This is a genomic window from Deefgea rivuli DSM 18356 (assembly GCF_000620145.1).
GTDB lineage: Bacteria > Pseudomonadota > Gammaproteobacteria > Burkholderiales > Chitinibacteraceae > Deefgea > Deefgea rivuli.
Genome location: NZ_JHVM01000003.1, coordinates 528,634 through 550,735 on the forward strand (window position 1 = coordinate 528,634; position 22,102 = coordinate 550,735).

Annotated in this window: 17 protein-coding genes and 2 pseudogenes; 10 read left to right on the top strand and 9 right to left on the bottom strand. The window is 48.6% G+C overall.

Going from position 1 to position 22,102, the window contains the following annotated elements; all coding sequences use genetic code 11:
• Window positions 1-349: 349 nt before the first annotated feature.
• A complete protein-coding gene (locus Q320_RS18130; RefSeq protein WP_051534395.1) occupies window positions 350-2,485 on the bottom strand; it encodes a TonB-dependent siderophore receptor in 2,136 nt (711 codons plus the stop codon).
• A gap of 152 nt (window positions 2,486-2,637) precedes the next feature.
• Here Q320_RS18130 and Q320_RS18135 point away from each other — a divergent pair, with 152 nt between their 5' ends.
• The 10 genes and pseudogenes from Q320_RS18135 to Q320_RS18160 form a co-directional block, all read left to right on the top strand.
• Window positions 2,638-3,858, top strand: a complete 1,221-nt coding sequence (locus Q320_RS18135) for a lysine N(6)-hydroxylase/L-ornithine N(5)-oxygenase family protein (RefSeq protein WP_035851930.1) — start codon at window positions 2,638-2,640, stop codon at window positions 3,856-3,858.
• A 25-nt stretch (window positions 3,859-3,883) separates the two neighbouring features.
• Window positions 3,884-4,756 carry an MFS transporter gene (locus Q320_RS18140; protein WP_156938956.1) on the top strand — a complete coding sequence of 291 codons (873 nt, stop codon included), beginning with the start codon at window positions 3,884-3,886 and terminating at the stop codon, window positions 4,754-4,756.
• Window positions 4,743-5,345, top strand: a complete 603-nt coding sequence (locus Q320_RS18145) for a GNAT family N-acetyltransferase (RefSeq protein ID WP_035851736.1) — start codon at window positions 4,743-4,745, stop codon at window positions 5,343-5,345. The genes Q320_RS18140 and Q320_RS18145 overlap by 14 nt, the downstream gene beginning before the upstream one ends.
• Entirely contained in the window at window positions 5,342-7,162 is a 1,821-nt protein-coding gene (locus Q320_RS0102410) for an IucA/IucC family protein (RefSeq protein WP_035851738.1), read from the top strand. The genes Q320_RS18145 and Q320_RS0102410 overlap by 4 nt, the downstream gene beginning before the upstream one ends.
• On the top strand, window positions 7,163-7,876 hold the full coding sequence (locus Q320_RS0102415; RefSeq protein ID WP_027467682.1) for a siderophore ferric iron reductase: 714 nt from the start codon (window positions 7,163-7,165) through the stop codon (window positions 7,874-7,876).
• Window positions 7,877-7,928: 52 nt separating this feature from the next.
• The gene (locus Q320_RS0102420) at window positions 7,929-8,693 is read left to right on the top strand and encodes an ABC transporter ATP-binding protein (RefSeq protein ID WP_027467683.1); all 765 of its coding nucleotides are present in this window, start codon (window positions 7,929-7,931) and stop codon (window positions 8,691-8,693) included.
• Entirely contained in the window at window positions 8,690-10,636 is a 1,947-nt protein-coding gene (gene fhuB / locus Q320_RS0102425) for a Fe(3+)-hydroxamate ABC transporter permease FhuB (RefSeq protein WP_051534397.1), read from the top strand. The genes Q320_RS0102420 and fhuB overlap by 4 nt, the downstream gene beginning before the upstream one ends.
• Window positions 10,633-11,487 (top strand): iron-siderophore ABC transporter substrate-binding protein, encoded by an 855-nt coding sequence (locus Q320_RS18150; RefSeq protein ID WP_051534398.1) that lies wholly within the window; start codon window positions 10,633-10,635, stop codon window positions 11,485-11,487. Before fhuB ends, Q320_RS18150 begins: the two co-directional genes overlap by 4 nt.
• Window positions 11,488-11,678: 191 nt before the next feature.
• Window positions 11,679-12,832, top strand: a pseudogene (locus tag Q320_RS18155) (IS3 family transposase).
• Window positions 12,833-12,854: 22 nt separating this feature from the next.
• Window positions 12,855-13,219, top strand: a pseudogene (locus tag Q320_RS18160) (IS3 family transposase); the annotation flags it as partial.
• Window positions 13,220-13,359: 140 nt separating this feature from the next.
• Here Q320_RS18160 and Q320_RS0102455 read toward each other — a convergent pair.
• The 8 genes from Q320_RS0102455 to Q320_RS0102490 all read right to left on the bottom strand — a co-directional run bounded on the left by Q320_RS0102455 (window position 13,360) and on the right by Q320_RS0102490 (window position 21,954).
• Entirely contained in the window at window positions 13,360-13,851 is a 492-nt protein-coding gene (locus Q320_RS0102455; protein WP_027467686.1) for a flavin reductase, read from the bottom strand.
• Window positions 13,852-14,054: 203 nt separating this feature from the next.
• Window positions 14,055-15,083 carry a methionine synthase gene (locus Q320_RS0102460; protein ID WP_027467687.1) on the bottom strand — a complete coding sequence of 343 codons (1,029 nt, stop codon included), beginning with the start codon at window positions 15,081-15,083 and terminating at the stop codon, window positions 14,055-14,057.
• A 27-nt stretch (window positions 15,084-15,110) separates the two neighbouring features.
• On the bottom strand, window positions 15,111-16,094 hold the full coding sequence (locus tag Q320_RS0102465; RefSeq protein WP_027467688.1) for a DUF1852 domain-containing protein: 984 nt from the start codon (window positions 16,092-16,094) through the stop codon (window positions 15,111-15,113).
• Between the two features lie 578 nt (window positions 16,095-16,672).
• Window positions 16,673-17,101: a potassium channel family protein gene (locus Q320_RS0102470; RefSeq protein ID WP_027467689.1), complete on the bottom strand. Its 429-nt coding sequence runs from the start codon at window positions 17,099-17,101 to the stop codon at window positions 16,673-16,675.
• Between the two features lie 2 nt (window positions 17,102-17,103).
• A complete protein-coding gene (locus Q320_RS0102475; RefSeq protein WP_051534399.1) occupies window positions 17,104-18,150 on the bottom strand; it encodes a DUF2955 domain-containing protein in 1,047 nt (348 codons plus the stop codon).
• Window positions 18,140-19,270 carry an HlyD family secretion protein gene (locus Q320_RS0102480; RefSeq protein ID WP_027467691.1) on the bottom strand — a complete coding sequence of 377 codons (1,131 nt, stop codon included), beginning with the start codon at window positions 19,268-19,270 and terminating at the stop codon, window positions 18,140-18,142. Before Q320_RS0102480 ends, Q320_RS0102475 begins: the two co-directional genes overlap by 11 nt.
• Window positions 19,271-19,310: 40 nt before the next feature.
• Entirely contained in the window at window positions 19,311-20,837 is a 1,527-nt protein-coding gene (locus Q320_RS0102485; RefSeq protein ID WP_027467692.1) for an efflux transporter outer membrane subunit, read from the bottom strand.
• 1 nt (window position 20,838) lies between these two features.
• A complete protein-coding gene (locus Q320_RS0102490) occupies window positions 20,839-21,954 on the bottom strand; it encodes an AI-2E family transporter (protein ID WP_027467693.1) in 1,116 nt (371 codons plus the stop codon).
• Between the last annotated feature and the right edge of the window lie 148 nt (window positions 21,955-22,102).

Genomic DNA, 22,102 nt, shown 5'->3' on the forward strand with positions numbered 1-22,102 from the left:
TCCCGCCCCAAGCTTAATTAGCGCATCTCGACGACCTACAATAAATAGCAGCCCCTGCAGAACAAACCACAAAACAACTTAACTTGATTGCCCTGCATTTTGTAGTCAGACGCTCAAGAGAAAAAAATCCTGATATCTCGCGTTTCATTTTTTAACCAACTTAGTTAGAGTGACCTCATTCAGACATACAAAGCACGGGGCAGTTCCTCAAATATTCTTTGGCAAGTAACGACCCTCAGCAAGCCAGAAAGCGAAGTCATAAAACTTTAGTTTTTAAACTACGAATCTCGTCCTCACAAGCCAGCACTAAGCTATGTATTAGATAGTGCCGGCATCAAACTTAGGCTATTTACCAAGCATATTTGAGTGAGGTTGTTACGCTACGTGCATTGCCGAAATAGCAATACTTTTCGTCATAGCAAGATGCCACATAATCTTTATCAAACAAATTTTGTGCATTGATCTGCACGGATGCGCCTTTCATCGATCCCCACCAGATTCCCAAATCTACGCTGGCCGACAAATCGAATACGGTCACATCAGGTACGATCAGCGTATTGGCTAAATCAGCGTAGCTCTTGCCGATATAGCGCGCCCCGCCCCCAATGCGAGCCCCTGTTACTGGGGTGTAGTTGATCCATGCAGAGGCAAGCTGCTGTGGCGATTGGCGTGGTCGGTTGCCGTCCTCATTCGGCACCCCATTCTGGATCGACATTTTGTTATATGTGTAAGCGGCCATTAAATGTACATTCTCTGTGACCGCAAAGTGTGATTCTAGCTCTAAACCACGAGAGTTCACCGCTCCGACTGGGTCAAAATAAGACTCGCCAGGCACCATACGCGCTAAATTAGTTTGGTCTAAGTCATAGACGGCGGCGGTGAATAAAGTCCTTGGATTGGGCTGATATTTCAGGCCGGCCTCCCACTGTTTTCCACGAGTAGGTCGCAGGACCTGACCGTTTTGGTCGGTATTACTACTTGGATCAAACGACTCGCTATAACTCATATAGGGCGCAAGGCCGTTCTCAAATAAATACAAAGCCCCGACGCGCGTACTGGTTTCGCTACCGTCCCAGTCGGTAGAAATAGCCGTATCGGTATCGAGCGATGAAGTGCGTGCGCGATCATAGCGAACCCCGCCCGTAAAGCGCCATGCACCCACACTAACTTGATCCTGCAAATAAAAACCAAGCTGTCTGAATTCACGAATCCAATTGGATTGCGCCTTATCTTCGATACTGTGCTGGCGATAAATCGGATTGAACGCGTTAATCTCTCCAACACTGCCCCAGCCCCAATACCCTTCGTTTTCACGAGTTTGGTAATCCACACCAAACACAACATCGTGCAACAAAGGTCCTGTTGCCAACACACCCTGCATGCGGGTATCAACTGCTAGGCCATTTAGTTTCTCATTTGAGAATGAATACCCCCTAGATAAGTGAGTATCATCGCTCCAACCACTTTGATAGACTTGCTCTAGATTAATATCTGAGCGGGTGTAACGCAGATTTTGTCGAAACTCCCACGTGGGGTTAAACCGATGCGCAAATTGGTAACCGACCATGCGCTGTTCCCGATCAAATTGATCGTTGTCTGGTTCGCCATCAAAAAACTCGCGACTCACTTTACGGCCAGCATGCTCGGTCACTGAGCCTTCAAACGGTGTACCGCTGTGATAGCCGCCCTTCGGGTCGTTTTGCAAATACGCTTGCAGCAATAAGGCCGTATCTGCACTGGGTTTCCACATTAATTGCGGCATCAACGCGAGGCGCTCTTCACTTGCATGATCTTGCATACTATCGGCAGCACGCCCCATACCCGTTAAGCGATAGCTCAATGTTTCAGTTAATCCTCCCGTGAAATCAAAGCCAAGCGCACGCTCGTTATTTGTTCCCACATCGACGCGAACTTCACTATGGCGTTCCATTTGCGGCTTTTTGCTCATCAACGCCACCATCCCGCCGGGTGCCGCATTGCCATAGAGCACCGACATTGGGCCACGGACTAAGTCGACTCGCTCAATGAAATAAGGATCAACTTGGAAAGCACTAAAACTCCCAGCATCCGACATCAAACGCAAGCCATCTAGCACTGTATTGGCCATGCTGGTGTCAGCAAAACCACGCAAGGCCACATAGTCATAACGAGTGGCACTGCCGTATAAACCCGAATACGCGCCTGCCGAGTAATTGAGTGCCTGAACCACTGTTTTTGGCATTTGTGCTTCGATTTGCGCCTGCGTGACCACGCTAACAGACTGTGCCAACTCATTGAGCGGCGTGGTTGTTTTGGTTGCGGCACGACTATCACGCCCCAGCCAATCGCCTGCGTTACGCGCTTGATCGGCCTCCGTTGCCCCTACAACCTCAACCTCTTGCAGTAATGCAGCATCACTCGCTAGCACAGAACCGGCCAGTACCGTAATTCCAGCGGCGCATAAGGCCTTCACTAGCGGGCGCAGTATCCATTGTTGTTGCTTCATACATTCCTCACATAAATCCACCGGAGCGACATTACCCCAAGGCGAACTAAATGATAATGGTATTGATAACCATTGTCATCTGTGACATCATTTGCACCAACTTACAGGCTGTATTGATTGAGCCTGACATTTGCACCGTCTTGGAGATGAGAATGCATGACAGAATTTACGATTTAATCGGTGTTGGGATTGGCCCGTTCAACTTAGGTCTAGCAGCACTGAGCGAGCCAATTTCTGGGTTCGATACTCTATTTCTTGATATGGCCGATGGCTTTAACTGGCATCCTGGCATGCTACTCGATCACGCCACGATGCAAACCTCGTTCATCGCCGACCTCGTCACCCTAGCCAATCCCACCAGCCCGTATAGTTTTTTAAATTTTGCCAAGCACAGTGGCCGACTTTATGCCTTTTACATCAAAGAAGACTTTTTTCTACTGCGGCAAGAATATAACCAATATTGCCAATGGGTTGCCGCTCAGTTGAGCAATGTCTGCTTTCAACAATTTGTACAGTTTGCACGCTATGACGAAAAAAAATCATGCTATGTATTAAGCTGCATCTCAACAAAGACGGGAGTTACAAGTCAATACCTTGCCAAGAAAATCGTGCTTGGTACGGGAACCAAACCATTACTTCCGCCATGCTGCGAGGCCATCCCTGTCGTTCACAGTAGCCAATATGCCTATCGAAAAAATGAACTTCAGCAAAAAAAACGCATTGCAATTGTCGGTAGCGGGCAAAGTGCCGCTGAGATTTATCTTGATCTACTCAAAGACGCGCGTCGATTGGGCTATCAGTTGGACTGGATCACCCGTTCGGCACGGTTTTTCCCACTCGAATACACCAAGTTAACCTTGGAAATGACGTCGCCCGATTACATCGACTATTTTCACTCACTACCCAGCGCAGTGCGCGCTCCCTTGCTCGACTCACAAAAAGGCTTATACAAAGGAATCAATCGCACCCTTATCAACGCCATTTTTGATGAGCTCTACCGAATCGGAATTGATGGACCACCGCCGAGCCAACTCGTCTGCAATACCGAATTACAGTCGATTCGATACAAGGACACCTTTTTTTTAACTCTGTACCACGAAGAAACCAAGCAGCTCAGCACTGCAGATTACGATAGCGTCATTATCGCCAGCGGTTATGGCTATCAAGAGCCTGCATTCTTGCAAGGGATTGGGCAACGGATTTTGCGCGACGAGACGGGTCAATTTGCTGTACGACGCAATTACAGCATCGACCCGTTGGGTAAAGAAATTTTTGTCCAAAATGCAGAGCTGCATACACATGGCCTTGCCGCGCCCGATCTGACGATGGCTTGCCATCGCAATTCAATCATTCTGCGTGAAATCTTAGGCTAACCTTGTGTTGTTCTGGGTTTTATCGTTGGCAATGATCGTTTTTAAAGCCAGCTACCTATTAATTTACCCCTATTTAATGGAAGGGGAAGACGAAGCCAATCACAGTAGCACGATTGGTATTTTGTCGATCGTGGTGCATTTTGGGCATATCGCGGGTGCCGTCCTTGGCGGTTTTGCATTGGCGTACTGGCCACTAGAACGCGCATTTTTACTCATGGCGGTGGGTGATGTCGTGCAGATTATTGTTTGCGCCTACATTATTTATTCAGGATTAGAGCGCCCATCCATTCACACTCATCCAGAACAAACCATTAAAACATCGCCAGGAATTTACGCGCTGGGCATTTTGATGTTGGTATTTTATTTCAGCGAATACCAAATCGTTCCGTTCTTTGTTCAATATTGGCAATACATCGAACCTGAACACGGCGTGCAATTGGCTGCATGGGTATATGCCATTCCTGCTGGTGTTGGTCTGATTGCGCTGTGGTTTAACCATAGCAATCGCCAAAGTAGCTTTGCGAGCAATGCCAGTTTCTGCCTCATTTTGGGCATTGCAGGGCTGATGCTGCAAGGCTCAGGGCAAGCCAATTGGGTCTTACTCGGCCGCGTTTTATTTGGCTGGGCTTCATTTCAATTAACGGTGCGACTTGATGCGCTGATTTTTGAAAAAAGTAGCCCCGAGGCTTACGCGCACGACTATAGCAAGATCAATATCTTTCAAAACATTGGCGTTCTTTTGTCCTATTACAGCGCTGGATGGTTGGTCAGCCTGCACGGCTTAAGCACACCATTTTGGCTCGCCGCAGCGGGCCTATTACTGACCCTATGTATTTATCCCTTCATTAATCCAGAGCCTAAATTAGCCAACGGGAGAATTGCCGATGTCTTGCCATGATGCTGTTGTCCATACGCCTGCGACCGTGTTTAGCCACATCATCAGCGGTGTGGGTGAATTTCAAATTCGACCACTGTGCAGCGGTGATTTTCAATTACTCCACCAATGGGTGACCGCGCCACGCGCTGCTTTTTGGGGAATGCAAGACGCTAGCCTTGCTGATGTTGCCCACTGCTATCGCCAGCAAATTGAGTCCAAGCATAGTTGGCCCTATCTGGCGATCCACAATGGCAAACCCGCATTTTTGCTAGAAACCTATGATCCGACGCACGATGAACTCGGCCAGCACTATGCCGTTGCTGTGGGTGATATTGGCATGCATTTTCTCGTTGCACCTGCACAAGGAACGCCAATTCATGGTTACACCCGTGCCGTGATGGCGACCATATTGGCATTTTTATTTGCCCAGCCCGATGTGCAGCGTGTCGTAGTTGAGCCTGATGTGAACAATGAAAAAATCCATCCGCTCAATCGTGAGGCTGGCTTTCAGTATCAGCATACCGTCGCGCTCTCGTACAAAACCGCATGGTTTGCCACCTGCGACCGAAGCACTTTTTTGAATTGCACCGCCCTGGAGACTGCCGTATGACCACTCGCCTGCCCTCAACCCAACTTGCCGAATGCCGCCATCTGAACCCCATCGTTTGGCAAAAAGTAAATCGTTTACTCGTTCGCAAAGCATTGAGCGAATTTGCTCATGAAGGTCTGATCAAGCCCACGCTCATGCCAACTGGGAAATATATGATTCAAAGCGATAACGGTCAGATTCAATATTGCTTTAGTGCGGCCGTACATGATCTTAATCATTGGAGTATTCCCGCTGATTCGATCAGCAAACACAGCGACGGCAAGGAGCAGGTGCTGGATGCTTTGCTATTTATGATCGAGTTACGGGACACTCTCTTATTGAAAGAAAGTGTGCTACCTGTTTATCTCGATGAAATTAGCAGCACCCTGTATGGCAGTGCATACAAGCATGATCGTACCGCGCCCAGCGCTGCTGAACTCATTGAGGCCGATTTTCAGCGCGTTGAAACCGCCATGAGCGAAGGCCATCCTTGCTTTGTCGCCAATAATGGTCGACTAGGATTTGATGCCAATGATTACAGTCGTTACGCCCCAGAAGCGGCCACGCCGTTTCAAGTGGTATGGCTCGCAGTGCACAAGCAACGTGCAACATTGTCTATTTCTGAAACCCTCACTTATGAGCAACTGATTGAAGAAGAACTGGGTGAAGCACAAGCGCTTAAATTTAAGCAGCATCTACATGCACTCGGTCTAAACGATCACGATTACTGGTTGATGCCCGCGCACCCGTGGCAATGGCAAAATAAATTAGCGATGGCCTTTGCCGCTGAAATCGCTCAGCGCCAAATCGTATTCTTAGGCACGAGCGAAGATTTATACCTTGCACAGCAATCCATTCGCACCTTCTTTAATGTGAGTGCCCCGCATAAGCGCTATGTAAAAACAGCGCTCTCGGTGCTCAATATGGGCTTTATGCGTGGCCTATCGCCTTACTACATGCTAGCTACGCCAGCCATCAATGATTGGGTTTATAAGCTGGTAGAAGGTGACGCCTACCTGCAAAGCAAAGGATTTAGCATCTTGCGTGAAGTGGCAGCCATCGGCTATCGCAATCCGTATTACGAAGCGGCGATTCAAGAAAACAATGCCTTCAAAAAAATGCTGGCTGCGCTGTGGCGAGAATGCCCAAGCACGCGCCTACGCGATGGCGAAAAATTAATGACAATGACCGCTCTGGTGCATTTAGATAACGATGGCCGCGCCTTGATTGCCGAACTGATTGCCGCGTCAGGGCAAAGCACCGATCAATGGGTCTCTGACTACCTTGAGGCCTACTTTGCCCCCTTGCTCCACTGCTTTTACCAGCATGACTTGATCTATATGCCGCATGGTGAAAATCTAATCATGGTATTAAAAAACCATCAGATCGTTCGCGTATTGATGAAAGACATTGCTGAAGAAGTCGGGATCTTGAACCCTGCAGTCGAGTTACCCGAAATTATGCAGCGCGTATCGACCTATCTGCCCGATGAGATGAAAACGCTATGCATTTTTATTGATATTTTTGACGGCTACTTACGCCATATGGCGGCCATTTTGCACGATCAGTGCCACTACAGCACGACTCAATTCTGGCATGCCGTTGCGCGCTGCACCCATGGTTATCAAGCTGCACACCCAGAACTAGCCACGCAATTTGCACGCTACGATCTGTTTGCCGAAGACTTTCAGCACTCTTGTTTGAATCGCCTACAGATGGCAAACAATAAACACATGCTCAATCTAGAAGACCCGGCAAGCGGGCTGCAAATGGTGGGGCGTTTACAAAATCCACTCGCTCGCTGGCGTGATCAGAGTCGTTTGGGTGAATTAAACTAAATGCTGCAATCCGTACTGGATCAAGTCGCTGTGCTGCTCCCTGCTTTGCAGGGGCAGCTTGCTGCGCCGCGCAATCAGCAAAACGATTTGCCTGCTGAGTTGTTGACGCACTGGCAGGCGGCGCAGCCTCAGGCTGGCAAGCTGTATTGGTGCGCCCGCAGTTGGGGCATGCTGATGTGGCAGCCCGCGTATTTGACTGTATTTGCCGTTTACGCCAGCCGTACAGCGCTTGATCTCAGTGGTTTTTGGCAAGATGCGCAGGTAGGAATAACGCAAGGATTTACCTTGCCTGAAGAGGCCGCTTACCGTGGCGCGCAGCACGAAATCATCCCTGCTGCGGCGCAATTTTTGTTGGATTACCACCAGCGGCAATATGCACAGCTCAATACCATTTATGCGTATTCGGCGAAACAAGCAGCGTGCATGACCGTCGATTGTGTGTTGGCCGCTTTACTGCATGCCCAGCAGCACTATGCTTGGAGCAATTCAGAGTTAGCAGCGCACAGCGAGGCGTGGCTGGAGGCTTTGCAATGGACTCGACATGGCAATCTGATGTTTATCCCCTTGCACGAGAACGAAATCGCGGCATTGAATCGGCAAGGTTGCTGCCAGCATTTTCGAATTCCCGGTGAAGAAGCATGTAGCACCTGCCCACGCTGGCCCATGCCCATACGCGTCGAAAAAATCAAAAGCGAACTCACAATCACCGAATAGGTATCAAGCTCTAGACCATATTTAACATTAACTACAAGCAAATACCCATACAATGTATCAACTTAGCAATATCAACATCGCCCGCCACGGGCGACAACTACTCAGTATTGAGAAGCTCAACATCGCGCCACATGGCCTCAATGTCATTTTGGGGCACAACGGTTCAGGAAAATCGACGTTATTAAAAGTCCTTGCGGGACAACTGAAACCCGACCAAGGAGACGTGCGTTTGGCATCGCAAGATGTTTACCAGCTCTCGCCACGCGCATTAGCCAGACACATCGCCTATATGCCGCAACAAATCCCACAACCCACCTTATTGCAGGTGCGTGAGTTGGTCAAACTAGGCCGATTTGCTTGGCGTGGCTGGCTGGAGCGCTGGCAAGCCGATGACCACCAATGGGTCGATGCCGCAATGACGGCGGCCGATATTAGCCATCTCGCCGAACATGCTTTGCATGAAATCTCAGGTGGCGAGCGCCAGCGTGCTTGGCTGGCCATGCTATTGGCACAAAACGCGCCGATGCTCTTGCTCGATGAACCCAGCTCAGCACTCGATTTGGCGCACCAATATCAATTGATGACTTTATTACGCCAACAGGCCGACCGCCAAAGCTGTACGGTGATTGCCATCTTGCACGATTTAAATCTAGCGCTACGCTATGCCGATCGGATTATTGCTTTGCACAGCGGCAAAATCTGGTTTGATGGCAGCCCCGCGCAATTGTTGGCGCACCCGAATCTGCACGATTTATACGGCATCGCGCTGGATATTTTGCCCCGCGACGGTAAACACGCTGTGGCGGTGGTGGCATGAAGCGGCCGACAATTTCTATGCTGTGCGCCTGCGTTTTGCTTTGCGCGCTGCTGCATTTACAACTGGCCACGCCTTTATCTTTGGCCGCGCAATGGCAGGCGCTTTGGGGCACAGCGCCCGCCCAGATTGAGCAAATTATTTATCTGAATGCGTATTGGCCGCGTACTGTGCTGACGATTCTACTGGGCGCGGCGATGGCGCTATCGGGCAGCTTATTGCAGCAATTAACCCAAAATCCACTCGCCTCGCCGATGACCTTGGGCACTTCAGCAGGTGCTTGGTGTGCGATTGTGTTGGGCGGCCTACTGCTACCGAGTTGGCAAATCCCCTTGGAATGGCTCGCCATGGGCGGTAGTTTGCTGACGCTGATTTTGCTTGGCTGTTTAGCAGGCTGGCGACAATTACATAGCTTGGGCGCGCTACTCGCCGGCACCGCGCTCAATTTATTACTAGGCAGCATTGCGGGCATCGCCGTGATGATGAACGATCAATACAGCCGTTCTTTACTGGTCTGGGGTGCGGGTGATTTGGCGCAAAATGACTGGTATTGGGTTGATTGGATCATCCCGCGACTCTTGCCCGCGCTGCTGATTCTGCCTTTCATTTGCCGTCCTTTGCAGCTGATGCAACTAGGCCATGACGCCGCTGCAGCAGCGGGATTGAATGTCGTTCGACTAGCCATCATCACCAGCTTACTGGCCTTGTGGCTCAATGGACTGGCCATCAGTGCCGTCGGTTTAATTGGCTTTGTGAGCTTATTAGCGCCCGCTTTAGCGCGACTGATCGGTGCGGAAAAACCGGCAGAAAACATGAGGTATTCAGCGCTAATCGGCATTCTAGCTTTGCTACTGGCCGATACATTAGCGATGTATAGCTCGCAATTTTTATCCGATATTTTACCGAGTAGCGCAGCAGCAGGTTTGCTTGGCGCTCCGCTTTTGATTTGGCTGTGCCTCAAGCAGCCACTGGCCGACGGCATTGATGTATTACCGGCACGCAGCCTCATACGCCGCCATGTTCCACTGGCATTTTGGCTCATATTGAGTGGGGCTTTATTGCTGATTTGCGCGCTACTGGGGCGCGATGCTTGGGGCGGCTGGACTTTAGCTTGGCCCGATGCGCAGCTATGGGCTTTGCGCTGGCCACGATTATTAGCTGCGTGTGCCGCAGGTGTGGGATTAGCGATAGCAGGGCTGATTTTGCAGCGGCTGCTGAATAATCCACTCGCTAGCCCTGATTTACTGGGCATCTCGGCTGGGGCGAGTCTAGGGATGTTAGCGGGTTTGATGTTGGGTGCAACACTGTCGCCGTGGCTGTTTTCTGCCGCCGGTGCAGCGATCGTCTTGCTGGGATTGTGCTGGCTGGCGCCACGACAAAACCCAGCACGGCTAATTTTACTGGGCATCGGACTCTCAACTTTGCTCGAGGCGGTGCTGCAATTTGTACTCGCCCAAGGCAATAATGACAGTTTTCAACTGCTCAATTGGCTAGCGGGTTCGACTTATCACACCACACCAACGCAAGCCCTGCTGCTGTGCGCGCTGGTAGGCGTGCTTGGCGTATTCACCCTGCCTGCTGGGCGTATCCTGACGATCTTGGTACTGGGCGAAACGCATGCCCGAGCGAGCGGCTTAGACGTGCGCCGTGCCCGCTGGGGACTGTTGCTACTGGCAGGGAGTTTAAGCTTGGTCATTAGTAGCCAATTTGGGCCGCTGGCATTTATCGGTTTGGTGTTGCCGCAATTGGCAATTCAACTTGGCGCGCGGCAAGTTTATGCGCAAATTGGCTTGGCCAGTGTGCTGGGCGCGCTCATGCTGGGATTGGCCGATTTAGCCAGCCGTACCGTGTTCTTTCCAGCGCAGCTGCCCGTTGGCGCTTTGGGCTCACTGACGTGTGGCGCACTACTCTTACTCACGCTACTTTTTTCACGGAGCCGCGCATGAGATATGTATTCCTACTAAATCTACTACTATTCAGCTCTTATTTGCTCGCCGCGCCCTCTCGGGTCATTGCGCTCAGCTGGGAGGCGACTGAATACCTACTCACGCTGGGTATCACACCGTTGGCCGTAGCAGATCGTCACGACTATCAGCAATGGGTGATCGCACCTGCGCTACCGCCAACGGTACTCGACGCAGGCAGTCGGCTTGAGCCCAACTTAGAGCGGATTTACGCGCTCAAACCTGAACTCATCATCATCAATCCAGCGCTTGCTAGCATGCAAACCAACTTAGAACGCATTGCACCCACGCTCTTATTAGACTCATTCAAAACAGAACACGATAACGCACAAGCGGCCGAGCAACTGCAGCGGCAATTGGCCCTTCGTTTAGGGCGAGAGAAAGAACATGATTTATTTCTGCAAAAGAAAGAGGCCAGACTAAAAGCGCTACGCCAAAAAATCCTGCAACGTTACGGCCAATCGCCGCCTGAAATTTGTATGGTGCGCTTTGCATCTCCGACGACTTTTTGGGCGTATGGCGAAAACTCGATGCCAGAGGCCGCAATGAACGCTTTGGGTCTAAAAAATGCGTGCCCGCAACCCAGAACGACCTGGGGAACACGCTTACGAAAAGTCCCTGATTTAGCTCAGTTACACTCCTCTGCTTTACTCTTAACGATTGCTCCCTTTGCACGCGAGGCCGAATTGATACGCAGCCCGCTCTGGCAAGCGCTCCCCGTGGTACAGCGAAAGCAAGTCCGCTCGGTTGCCCCTGTGTGGACCAATGGCGGTCTCTACTCAACAATCAGGCTGGCGGAAACCATGACCGATGCTATTACTGAACGGCAGTGAGTTTCTGCTTTGGCCGAACTGTCGGTGCTGAAGTCCGAAAAAAATAAGGCCGCAAACCATCAAGATAGCGGCCTTCATTAATTTTTGAAATTTGCCAAAGCTGTTCGGCCAAAACGGACATACAGACATTGAATCGCCCCAGGTTTCCTAGACACCTAAAGAGCCTCAAAATGAGGTTATTAGGAGGTCTTATGAGTAAATCCAATCGCTACACCGAAGAGTTCAAAATCGAAGCCGTCAAGCAAGTGACGGAACGCAACTATCCTGTCGCAGAAGTCGCCGAGCGACTTGGCGTTTCAGGGCACAGCATTTACAGCTGGATCAAGCGCTATGCCACGCCTTTGCCAGAACAAGCGCAAACGACCACTCAACAAGATGAAATTCGGCAGCTTAAGGCTGAACTACGTCGAGTCACTGAAGAGCGTGACATCCTAAAAAAGGCCGCAGCGTACTTTGCCAAGCTATCCGGGTAAGGTACGCCTTCATTCGTGACCATCAAGCACGACATTCGGTTCGACGGCTCTGCCAGATGATGCAAGTCCATCCGAGCGGCTACTATGCATGGCTGCAGCAACCTCATTCATTGCGCACGATTGATGATCAGCGCTTGACTGGCATTATCACTGAAGCCTGGCAAGAAAGCGGCGGCGTCTATGGCTATCGCAAGATTAGTGATGACTTGCGTGATATGGGCGAACAATGTGGCAAGCATCGCGTTGCGCGCTTAATGCGCTTGGCTGGCCTTCGTTCACAAACCGGCTATCGTCGTCGACGTGGTTTTTATGGTGGCAAGCCCACCGTGACAGCACCGAACCATTTGGCTCGGCAATTTAATGTTGATACACCCAATTAGGTTTGGGTGACCGACATTACCTATATTCGCACGCATGAAGGTTGGCTTTATCTGGCGGCCGTATTGGATCTGTTTTCAAGACAGGTTGTTGGTTGGTCGATGGGCGCGCGGATGGATCGTGAATTGGCGATTAAAGCTTTATTAATGGCCGTTTGGCGACGCCAGCCCAAGCAAGAGGTTCTAGTGCATTCGGACCAAGGCAGCCAATTTAGTAGTTATGATTGGCAGGATCTGCTGCGTACGCATAATCTAAAACCGAGCATGAGTCGGCGTGGCAATTGCCATGACAATGCGGTGGCGGAAAGTTTCTTCCAGCTATTGAAACGGGAACGAATCAAACGACAAACCTACCGTAATCGAGAGGATGCGCGTCGAGATGTGTTCAATTATATCGAGATGTTTTACAACCCTAAGCGCCGCCATAGTTTCAATAATGGGCTATCACCAGTAGAGTATGAAAAGCAGTATTTCGAACGGCTCGGCAGTGTCTAGAAAACCGGGGGCGATTCAGTCAACCATGACCCGAGAATTGGCGCTTGATGCGTTGCTGATGGCGATATGGCGGCGCAAGCCAAAACGCCAGTTATCGTGCATTCTGATCAGGGCTCGCAGTATGGTAGTGATGATTGGCGGCGTTTTTGCCAAGCCAATCAGCTAGAACCGAGTATGAGTCGACGTGGTAACTGCTGGGATAATGCGGTTGCAGAATCCTTCTTCAGTAGCCTGAAAAAAGAACGTATTCGCAATCGAACGTACAAAACCCGAGATTTAGCGCGATCAGATATATTCGATTACATCGAAATGTTTTATAACCGTAATCGGCGCCATAGTCATTTAAATGGTGTCAGCCCTGAGGCCTTTGAAATGGCCGCTGCGTGAGATTTGAAATTGTCCACCAGACCCGGGACAGTCCATATAGGCCTGAAATGTCTATTACACCCGGAGCAGTCCAAGCTAAAAAATAATTAATTCCACAATATAGTTACTTTATTAAGCGCTACAGGTTAAATAAGGTGGGTTTACGCTATTTGCGCCTGGCCCACATGATGATAAGCACGATTAAAATAAACCAAGCCTTGCTCACATTCGCTTTGCTGAATAGCGACAATAGGGCAAATAAAAATAGTATGCGTGCCGACTTCTTGAATTTGTTCAATCTGACAATCAAAACTCACTAATGCATCCTCTAAAACAGGCGCCCCCGTTTTTAATTGGGTCCAGCTGCCATATTGAAAGCGCTCTTCTGAATTGATAGGGGATGAAAATACATTAGAAATAGGCTGATGATGCACACCTAAAACATTCACCGTTAAAATTTTATTGGCTATAAAATGAGTGTGTGATCTCGCTGATTTATTCATGCAGACCAATAATGTTGGTGGTGTATCAGTAATACTGCAAACTGCAGAAGCAGTGAAGCCATGACGACCCGATGCACCTGTCGTAGTCACTACATTGACCGCACCCGTTAACAACGACATTGCACTTCGATAGTCTGTTGCTTCAATCATCACATTATTCCTAAATTAAACCGTACTATTAAATCTGAAAATGACATTCTATTGCGTGCACTAGGTACATTATCTACAGCGGTGCTGAATTGAATGGAAAAGACCCGATGCAGATACGCAGAGAAAGAATCAAATTGACTAAGCTCATTCGAAACTCATGGCAATAGACCCGATTTCTCTGCTTTCTGCTTTGAAAGATTTTTCTAGGCTAATAATTCGTTGCGAACGATTTGCGCACCAGCAGTTAAAGCATTGAGCTTGCCTCGTGCGACTTCACGCGGCAAAGGTGCCATACCACAATTGGTGCAAGGGTAGAGCTTATCCGCATCGACAAATTGCAGGGCTTTTCGCAGCGTATCTGCGACTTCCTCAGCGGTTTCAATGGTATGGCTTGCCACATCAATTGCCCCTACCATCACTTTTTTGCCGCGAATCAGTTCAATCAGATCCATTGGCACTCGCGAATTTTGACATTCTAGTGAAACGATATCAATATTCGATTTTTGCAGTTTTGGGAAAGATTCTTCATAGTGGCGCCATTCTGAACCTAATGTTTTTTTCCAATCGGTATTGGCTTTAATACCGTATCCATAGCAAATATGTACGGCAGTTTCACATTGAAGTCCTTCAATGGCTCTTTCTAAAGTAGGAATACCCCAGTCATTCACTTCATCAAAAAATACATTAAATGCAGGCTCATCAAATTGGATAATATCTACCCCAGCAGCCTCTAATTCACGGGCTTCCTGATTAAGAATTTTAGCGAATTCCCACGCCAGTTTTTCACGACTTCTATAATGACGATCATATAAGGTATCGATCATCGTCATTGGCCCTGGCAAAGCCCATTTAATTGGCTGCGTGGTTTGCTGGCGTAAAAATTTGGCATCTTCAACAAAAACTGGTTTTGTCCTAGAAACCGCCCCCACCACGGTAGGTACACTTGCATCATAGCGATTACGAATTTTAATCGTTTCACGTTTTTCAAAATCAACGCCGCTGAGATGCTCAATAAATGTAGTGACGAAATGTTGGCGCGTTTGCTCTCCATCACTCACAATATGAATCCCTGCGTGTAATTGCTCTTGCAGTGATAAACGTAAAGCATCTAATTTGCCGTCTGTTAATTCTTGATCTTGTAATTTCCAAGGAGACCAAATTTTCTCAGGCTCTGCAAGCCAAGATGGCTTAGGTAAACTGCCAGCAGTTGAAGTCGGTAATAGTATTTTCATAATCAATATCCGCGATGTTTTATTGAATTAAAGAGTGCAATTAACAGCCCATTGCCCAAGAATGTCTTGGTATGGTTTGATGAAATGCTCTTCAACAAACTTCCCTTGCTCAACCGCTAGTCGGCTACGTTCTTCTCGATCATAAACAATGCGGGTTAATGAATAATCTTGGTGCTGTAAACTGGGTTGATAAAATTTCCCTGCAACAGAATTGGCATTATAAATTTCAGGCCGATAAATCTTTTGGAACGCACCCATGGTGCTGATGGTGCTAATTAGCTCAAGATTCGTATAATCAGCCAGCAAATTACCAGAAAAATAAAATGCTAAAGGTGCAGCGCTATTTGCAGGCATGAAATAGCGAACCTGCAAACCCATCTTATTGAAATATTCATCAGTAAGAGAGTATGCATCTTGGATGTATTCAACACCTAAGACAGGGTGCTGGTTTTCAGTCCGTTCATAGCTTCGACTGCTGGAAACACTTAAACAAATCACCGGTTGTTTTTTAAATTTTTCTTTGTATGCCTTAGAGTTGATGAAACTTTTAAATAGCTTTCCGTGCAACTCACCATAATTTTCTGGCGTACTAAAATGAGTTTGCTGTTTATTATGTTCCAGCAGCAAGACGCTAAAATCATAATCTCGCACATAAGAGGAGAAATTGTTTCCTAAAATTCCTTCGGTCTTCTCGTTGGTTTTATGATCAATAATACTGGTTTTTAATATTTCAATTAAAGGTAAGCCCTTAGTGCTATTTTCAGCATCAATATTCAACTCAACGGAAATAATTTCAATTTCTACAGAATAACGATCTGATTTAGGGTTGTCCCAATGTGCTAGTTCATTGAAACGATTATTAATCATACTCAAAGTATTGCGCAGATTTTCTTGGCGGCGCTCTCCTCTGGCCAAATTCGCAAAATTGGTGGTGATACGCGTATTTTCTGCAGGCAGATAGTTTTCATCGAAACTAATGCTATTAATCGTAAATGTAAACTCTTTACTCATTGTGATCTGGCATCCTAATTTCTGAGATAAAACCTGAATTTATTTCATACACTGCTTGTACTTTCAAATTCTTTCGGATACTCACAGTCAATCGTAATCCAAGTCTTTTCTAATTCATTTCTGATAGCATCATTAAACATTGGCAATAGCATTGTTTAGCCTTCAGAACTCAGTGTGATTTATACCTGAATCAGCCCATGAATAAAAATGAACTAATTTCAGAAAAATCATGAGAGCCATTCATGAGTGGGTTTTGTGGGGTCAATTATCAGAATGAAGGCTAGAAAAATTGACTAAAACTGAGGAGTGGGGTTGCTTGAAACTGAGGGGCACAGCTTAAAACGGGCGCCAAAACTTAAGACAAATCAGTTATACAATGTCCCAAAGATGCCCACTTAGGCCGTACAGCACTGGCACAAATTCAAAATAATGAAGGCCGCAACCTGATGGTTTGCGGCCTTTCGTTTTTCAGCCTTGGGCATCTACAGCTCGGCCAAAGCGGAAATTTACTATATTTGCATTTTTTTCGTCTTATCGAAAAAATAGGTTAACAATAAGTAGTAAACAGGCAAATTAATCTATTTTTTTACGCCGCCCTTCAGTAACTCCTGCAAGATGGCCATCAATACGGCAGCAGTCATACCGAACATTAAAATACCGTTGCCTGCTTCCAATGGGCCGAGTAATTTCCAGTCTTTACTCATTACCACGTCGCCATAACCCAAAGAAGTGAAATTCACTCCTGAATGGTAGACCGCGTCATACCAAACTGTAAATTCACCCAGTTGCATAAACAGCCAGCCCCAGATCACAATTTGCAGGAAATTCCCCACGATTAGCATCATCATCACGAGCAACAAAGTCAGTAAGCCACCATTCATGGTTTGTGGTTTGCCTAATCGTGAAGTTCGATGCGCATAAAAACGTAAAGCCAAACCCACTACGGCGACCTGCAAAATCAAACATAACAACATCACTGGCAAGCCAACTAATAAATTCATTAACATCTTTAAATACCTCGCAGTAAGGCTCGTGCTGGCCGTAGCCTAGTCCGAGTAAATTCTAATCCATAAATTGCAGCCCAAGCATACAAGGCGATAGCGGTAAATAACGCTAAACGAATCGCTGCTGCACGGTAAACATCATTGCCATTCGCGCTATCCTGCACGGCGGGGCCAATAAAAATCAGCAGGGTAATCAGTGCATTCATCCAGAATGACGGTGGATAGGCGCTAGAGCAAAGACGATACAAGCGCTGTGCTAGCCAGCCACTCACCAACATGATCCACAGGCTAAACATCCAGAGTGAAGGCCATAAAGTCAATCCTGCCCAGACCAGCATCGCGAGTAGCGCCCCCAAAAAGGTTGAGCCGACTAACTCACGCCCAGCTTGCTTGGCACTGAGCGTACCAGCCTGCTGGCTGAGCGCCGTCGTTTTCATGATCGCCGCCATATAGAACGCCGGATTTTGTAGAGCCAAAATCAATACGGGTAATACGATCACAACGCCGCGTATCGCAATCCAGCCTGCCGCCTCCGCATCAGGGGCTGGCTGCGGTTTTTTCTCGGATACCTGTGCATCAGGGAAAATGGTAAATGCGATAAAACCGCTGAACGAGCCCAACAAGACGCCCGCAGCCAAGGCTTGAATCACAGCGGTGGCCGCCGCCTGCTCTTGCACCCCTGCAACAGGAATCAGTGTAAACGAGAGCACCAGTATATTTAGCAGTGGATTGGCATTGCGATTACCCCAATAAAACAAGACAAACAGCACGACCGCGATCAGCAAAACAGCCATGAATGCATAGTTTTCTAATAAAGGAACCAGCAGTACGCCAATTCCCGTGAGTAGCATTAACAGCACCGCCAGCACCGCGCTTTTTAATAAAGGCAGTGGCTTGGGCTGGCTAAGTAATAGCACCGCAATGAGCAGGCTGATATGGGGAATACTTAATGTCAAAAAACCATATGCTGCAGGCAGTGCGATCCCCATCCCCAGCATTAGCCGCAATACGGGGCGACTTGAAGCATCGATCCAAGCTCGTTTAGTAAACATAGGACAGCAGGCTCATTAACTTAATCAGCTGCTCACCCAAGAAGCGCATCACGCCGCTATCTTCGGTATAAATAATCACATCGGCCTGCCCGCCAACTCGCACGCCCTTGAGGCGCTTGACCTCACTTGGATCAAACTCGACCACCACTGGAAAACGCTGCGCCTGACGCAACCAATCGCGGTTGTTTTCGATTGTGGGCAAGCTGCCTGCGGTGCTTTCTCCCGAATTCACACCACTCCCCACGCTGCGCACTCGACCTTTGAGCACTTCACCGGGCATTGCATCCAGCACGATGCCCACCTCAAGACCCGGTTTGACATGACCGAGGTTATTTTCGGTCATTTCGGCGCTAATCCATAAATCGTGAGTTGCAATCAGCGTCATCATCGGGCTACCCGCTGGGGCAAATTGCCCCACATCACTGCGTAAATCAGTGACCAAACCGCGTGATGGCGCGGTGACTGTGGTGCGCTGCAAATCGAGTTCCGCCTTGGCAATCGCAGCGCGGGCACTCGCCAACTTGGCATTATCATCCCCCGTGCCACCCACATTTTCTTGTGCCCTCACCACCTCCGCCTCAGCCGCAGAGACTTGTGCGCGGGCTTGCTCGCGGCTAGCACGTGCGACTTCGAGTCGACGCACCGAAATGGCACCGGGATCTTCTGCATATAAATGCTCTTGCCGTAAAGCATCCTGCTCGGCTTTCACGCGATTTGCCTGCGCTGCGCGCAAAGAGGCTTGCGCCGAACTCACTCCCGCCGTCGCCGCACCCACACTACTTTTGGCAGCGGCTAAATCGGCCTTAGCGCGATCCAAGGCAATCTGATACTGATTGCTATCCACGGCAAATAAAGGCTGACCTTTTTGCACCTCTTTATTATCTTTCACAAAGACTTGTTTCACGATACCAGGCACTTCGACGGCCACCGGCACCACAAAAGCTTGTACGCGGGCTTGTGAGGAATGTGGTGTCAATCGGTCGGAGGCAAAATACCATAGCAAGCTCAATATAATCAGCAACAGTAAAAGCCAAGAAGCCGCACGCGCCGCGCGCCCAGGTGTCGCCGTAGTTTCTGTAGCAGGCGTATCGCTGTTCGGCGACGTATTCACATCAGTCATGAAGTTCTCAATATAAATTCAGTGTGGGTCGTCGTCGTACTCAAGGGGTAGCGGGCAATGGTGTATCCAGCAAATCACCCCAATCAGTACGCATTTTCATCATTTGCAATGTTTCATCATCGAGTAAAGGGCGTGAGCGCCCTTGTTCCCATCCGCCGCCCATGGCTTTGTAGATGGCAATCAAACTGCTAATGGCATTACCGCGATTACTGACCACTCGATCTTGTTGACTAAACAAAGATCGCTGAGCATCCAATACCCGCTGAAAATCAGATATCCCTTCACGATACTGAATCATCGCAATATCCAAGGAGCGCCGTGCAGCAACTTCCGTCTGCGCCAGCCAAGACATTTGCTCCAGATTTTTAGCATAGGAAACCGCCGCATCATCCACATCCCGCGCTGCCTGCAAAAGCGTGTCTTGATAGACCTCGGCCAATTGCTGGAAGCGCGCATCTTGCACCCTGACATTATTGCGAATGCGGCCATAATCAAACACATTCCACTTTAAACTAGGGCCAATTCCTAGGTCCAAATTGGTTGGCGAGCCACTTAAAGACGTCGCCGAAAGCCCGAGCGAGCCTAATAAACTCAAAGATGGATACAAATCGGCTTCTGCAACACCAATCAGAGCCGATTGCGCTGCCATTTGCCGTTCTGCCACACGCACATCAGGACGGCGTAGCAAGGCATCGGCTGGCAAGTCAACAATCAAATTGAGCCCCGCACTTGGAATAATCCCCTTGCCCCCCACCATTTCTGCGAGTGGGCCGGGCGGACGAGCTAAAATCGTCGCCAGCGCATTTTGTGTTTTACGTAAGCTAGCTTCAAGTTCAGGAATGCTCGAAACCGTACTGAGATATTGCGTTTTGGCTTGCTGCACATCCAACTCAGATTCATTGCCGCTTTTAAATAAACGCTGGGTAATTTCTAGGCTGCGTTTTTGGATCGCGGCGTTGTCATGTACGATTTGTAAACGCGCCTCCAAAATACGAATCGAAACGTACAAGTCCGCCGTCTGTGCCACCATCAGCACCTGTAAATCATCGTACTTTGCTAGCGTCGCAAAATAACTCGCATCGGCGGCCTCAATTCCACGACGAAAACGCCCCCAAAAGTCGATCTCCCAGCCCAAATTAAAACTTGCACTGTATTGCCGCATACCTTGGCTCGAGGAAGGCGTTCCGCCGCCAAATTGGCGGCGTTCAGTCTCAAGCACGCTGCCGCTCACTTGCTGCAACTGCGGATACAGCATGCTGCCCGCAATTCCCAATTGCGCGCGCGCCTCAAGAATGCGTAAACCTGCGGTGCGTAGATTGTGGTTTTTACTGAGGGTTTCACTGATCAGTTGATTGAGTACGGGGTCATTAAAATGATGCCACCATGTATCAAGCTGGGGGTCAGTGGCGATTTTTGGTGCGTCATTCAAACTCGTGCTTTGCCAATCGGCGGGTAGCTCACTACTGGGGCGCACATATTGCGGCCCCAGTGTTGTACACGCAGACAACATAGCCACCCACAGCACCACCGATAGCTGTAGTAGTTTTGTGAATTTTAATGACTGCATTTCATTCCTGTACTGCATCGGCAGCATCTACTTCGGTGCTTTCAACGTTTTGTATCGTGACCCACGCCATAAAGATTTGATAGCCTAATGCCAGCAACACCGCGCCCACAAACATCCCCAAAATTCCCGCCGATACCATGCCGCCCAAAGCACCCAATAAAATCACTGGCATTGGCGCATCGACACCACGGCCCAACAAAATGGGTTTCAATACGTTATCTGCCATGCCCACTACGACTAGAATGATCGAATACAAAACCGCAGGCACCGTGTCATAGCTGCCACTCATCCAAATATACGCAATCGCGGGCAAGCTAATGAGCAAGGCAGGCAACTGAGCAATACCCAATACCAAAGCCACAATCGCCAAGATACCAGCAAATGGAATACCCGCAATCAGCAATGCAATCCCCACCAAAATCGCTTGAAAAAACGCAATCCCAATGACGCCCTGAGCCACCGCACGAATTGTCGCGGTCGATAAAGTTGCAAATTCATCGCCCTTCGCTGCACCAACAAAACGGCGGCTAATTGCCCGTGCACTATGCTGACCATCTTGACCGTAAGCCATAATCACGCCAGCAATAATGAAAGAAAATAAAAATTTCAACATATCGCCACCAATGCCTGCGACCAAGCCTAGGGCTTTTTTCGTAACATCGCCAATTTTAGGTTGCATAGACTGAATCAATGCAGGCAAATCAGTCGCCGCCGCATGCCAAAACGTATACAGCTTCGCGCCAATAATCGGCCAACTAGCAACTGTTTCTGAAGGCAGCGGAATTGCCAAGCTATTATCTTTAGCGCCATGCACCAAATCAATAATGGAATCACCAAAGGAGCTAGCAAGGATCACCGTAGGAACTACAATCAGCAATACGCCCAGCAAAACCAAAACAGTCGCCGCACGACCTTGTTTCCCATCAAAGCGACGGGCTATTCTTTGATGCAAAGGAAATAAGGTCACCGCCAAAATCAGCGCCCATAGCATCATGCTCATAAAAGGCGAAAAAATTTTGTAGCAGAATGCAATTAAAACCGTGATCAAACCCGCTTGAATCAAAACATCCAATAAACGCCGCGATAATTTTTGTTCTAATTCATTGAAACTTAACATTTCAAACTCCTTATTTGTGTGGGGGGGGATTTAGCCAGTATTACGCATTTGGTTAAAAAACATAAGCCACAATGGCCGTAAGCTCAGATTTATTCAAGAAATAATCTAATTTTGTGTACTTTCGTCCATTTAGTTTTTAATAATTTCG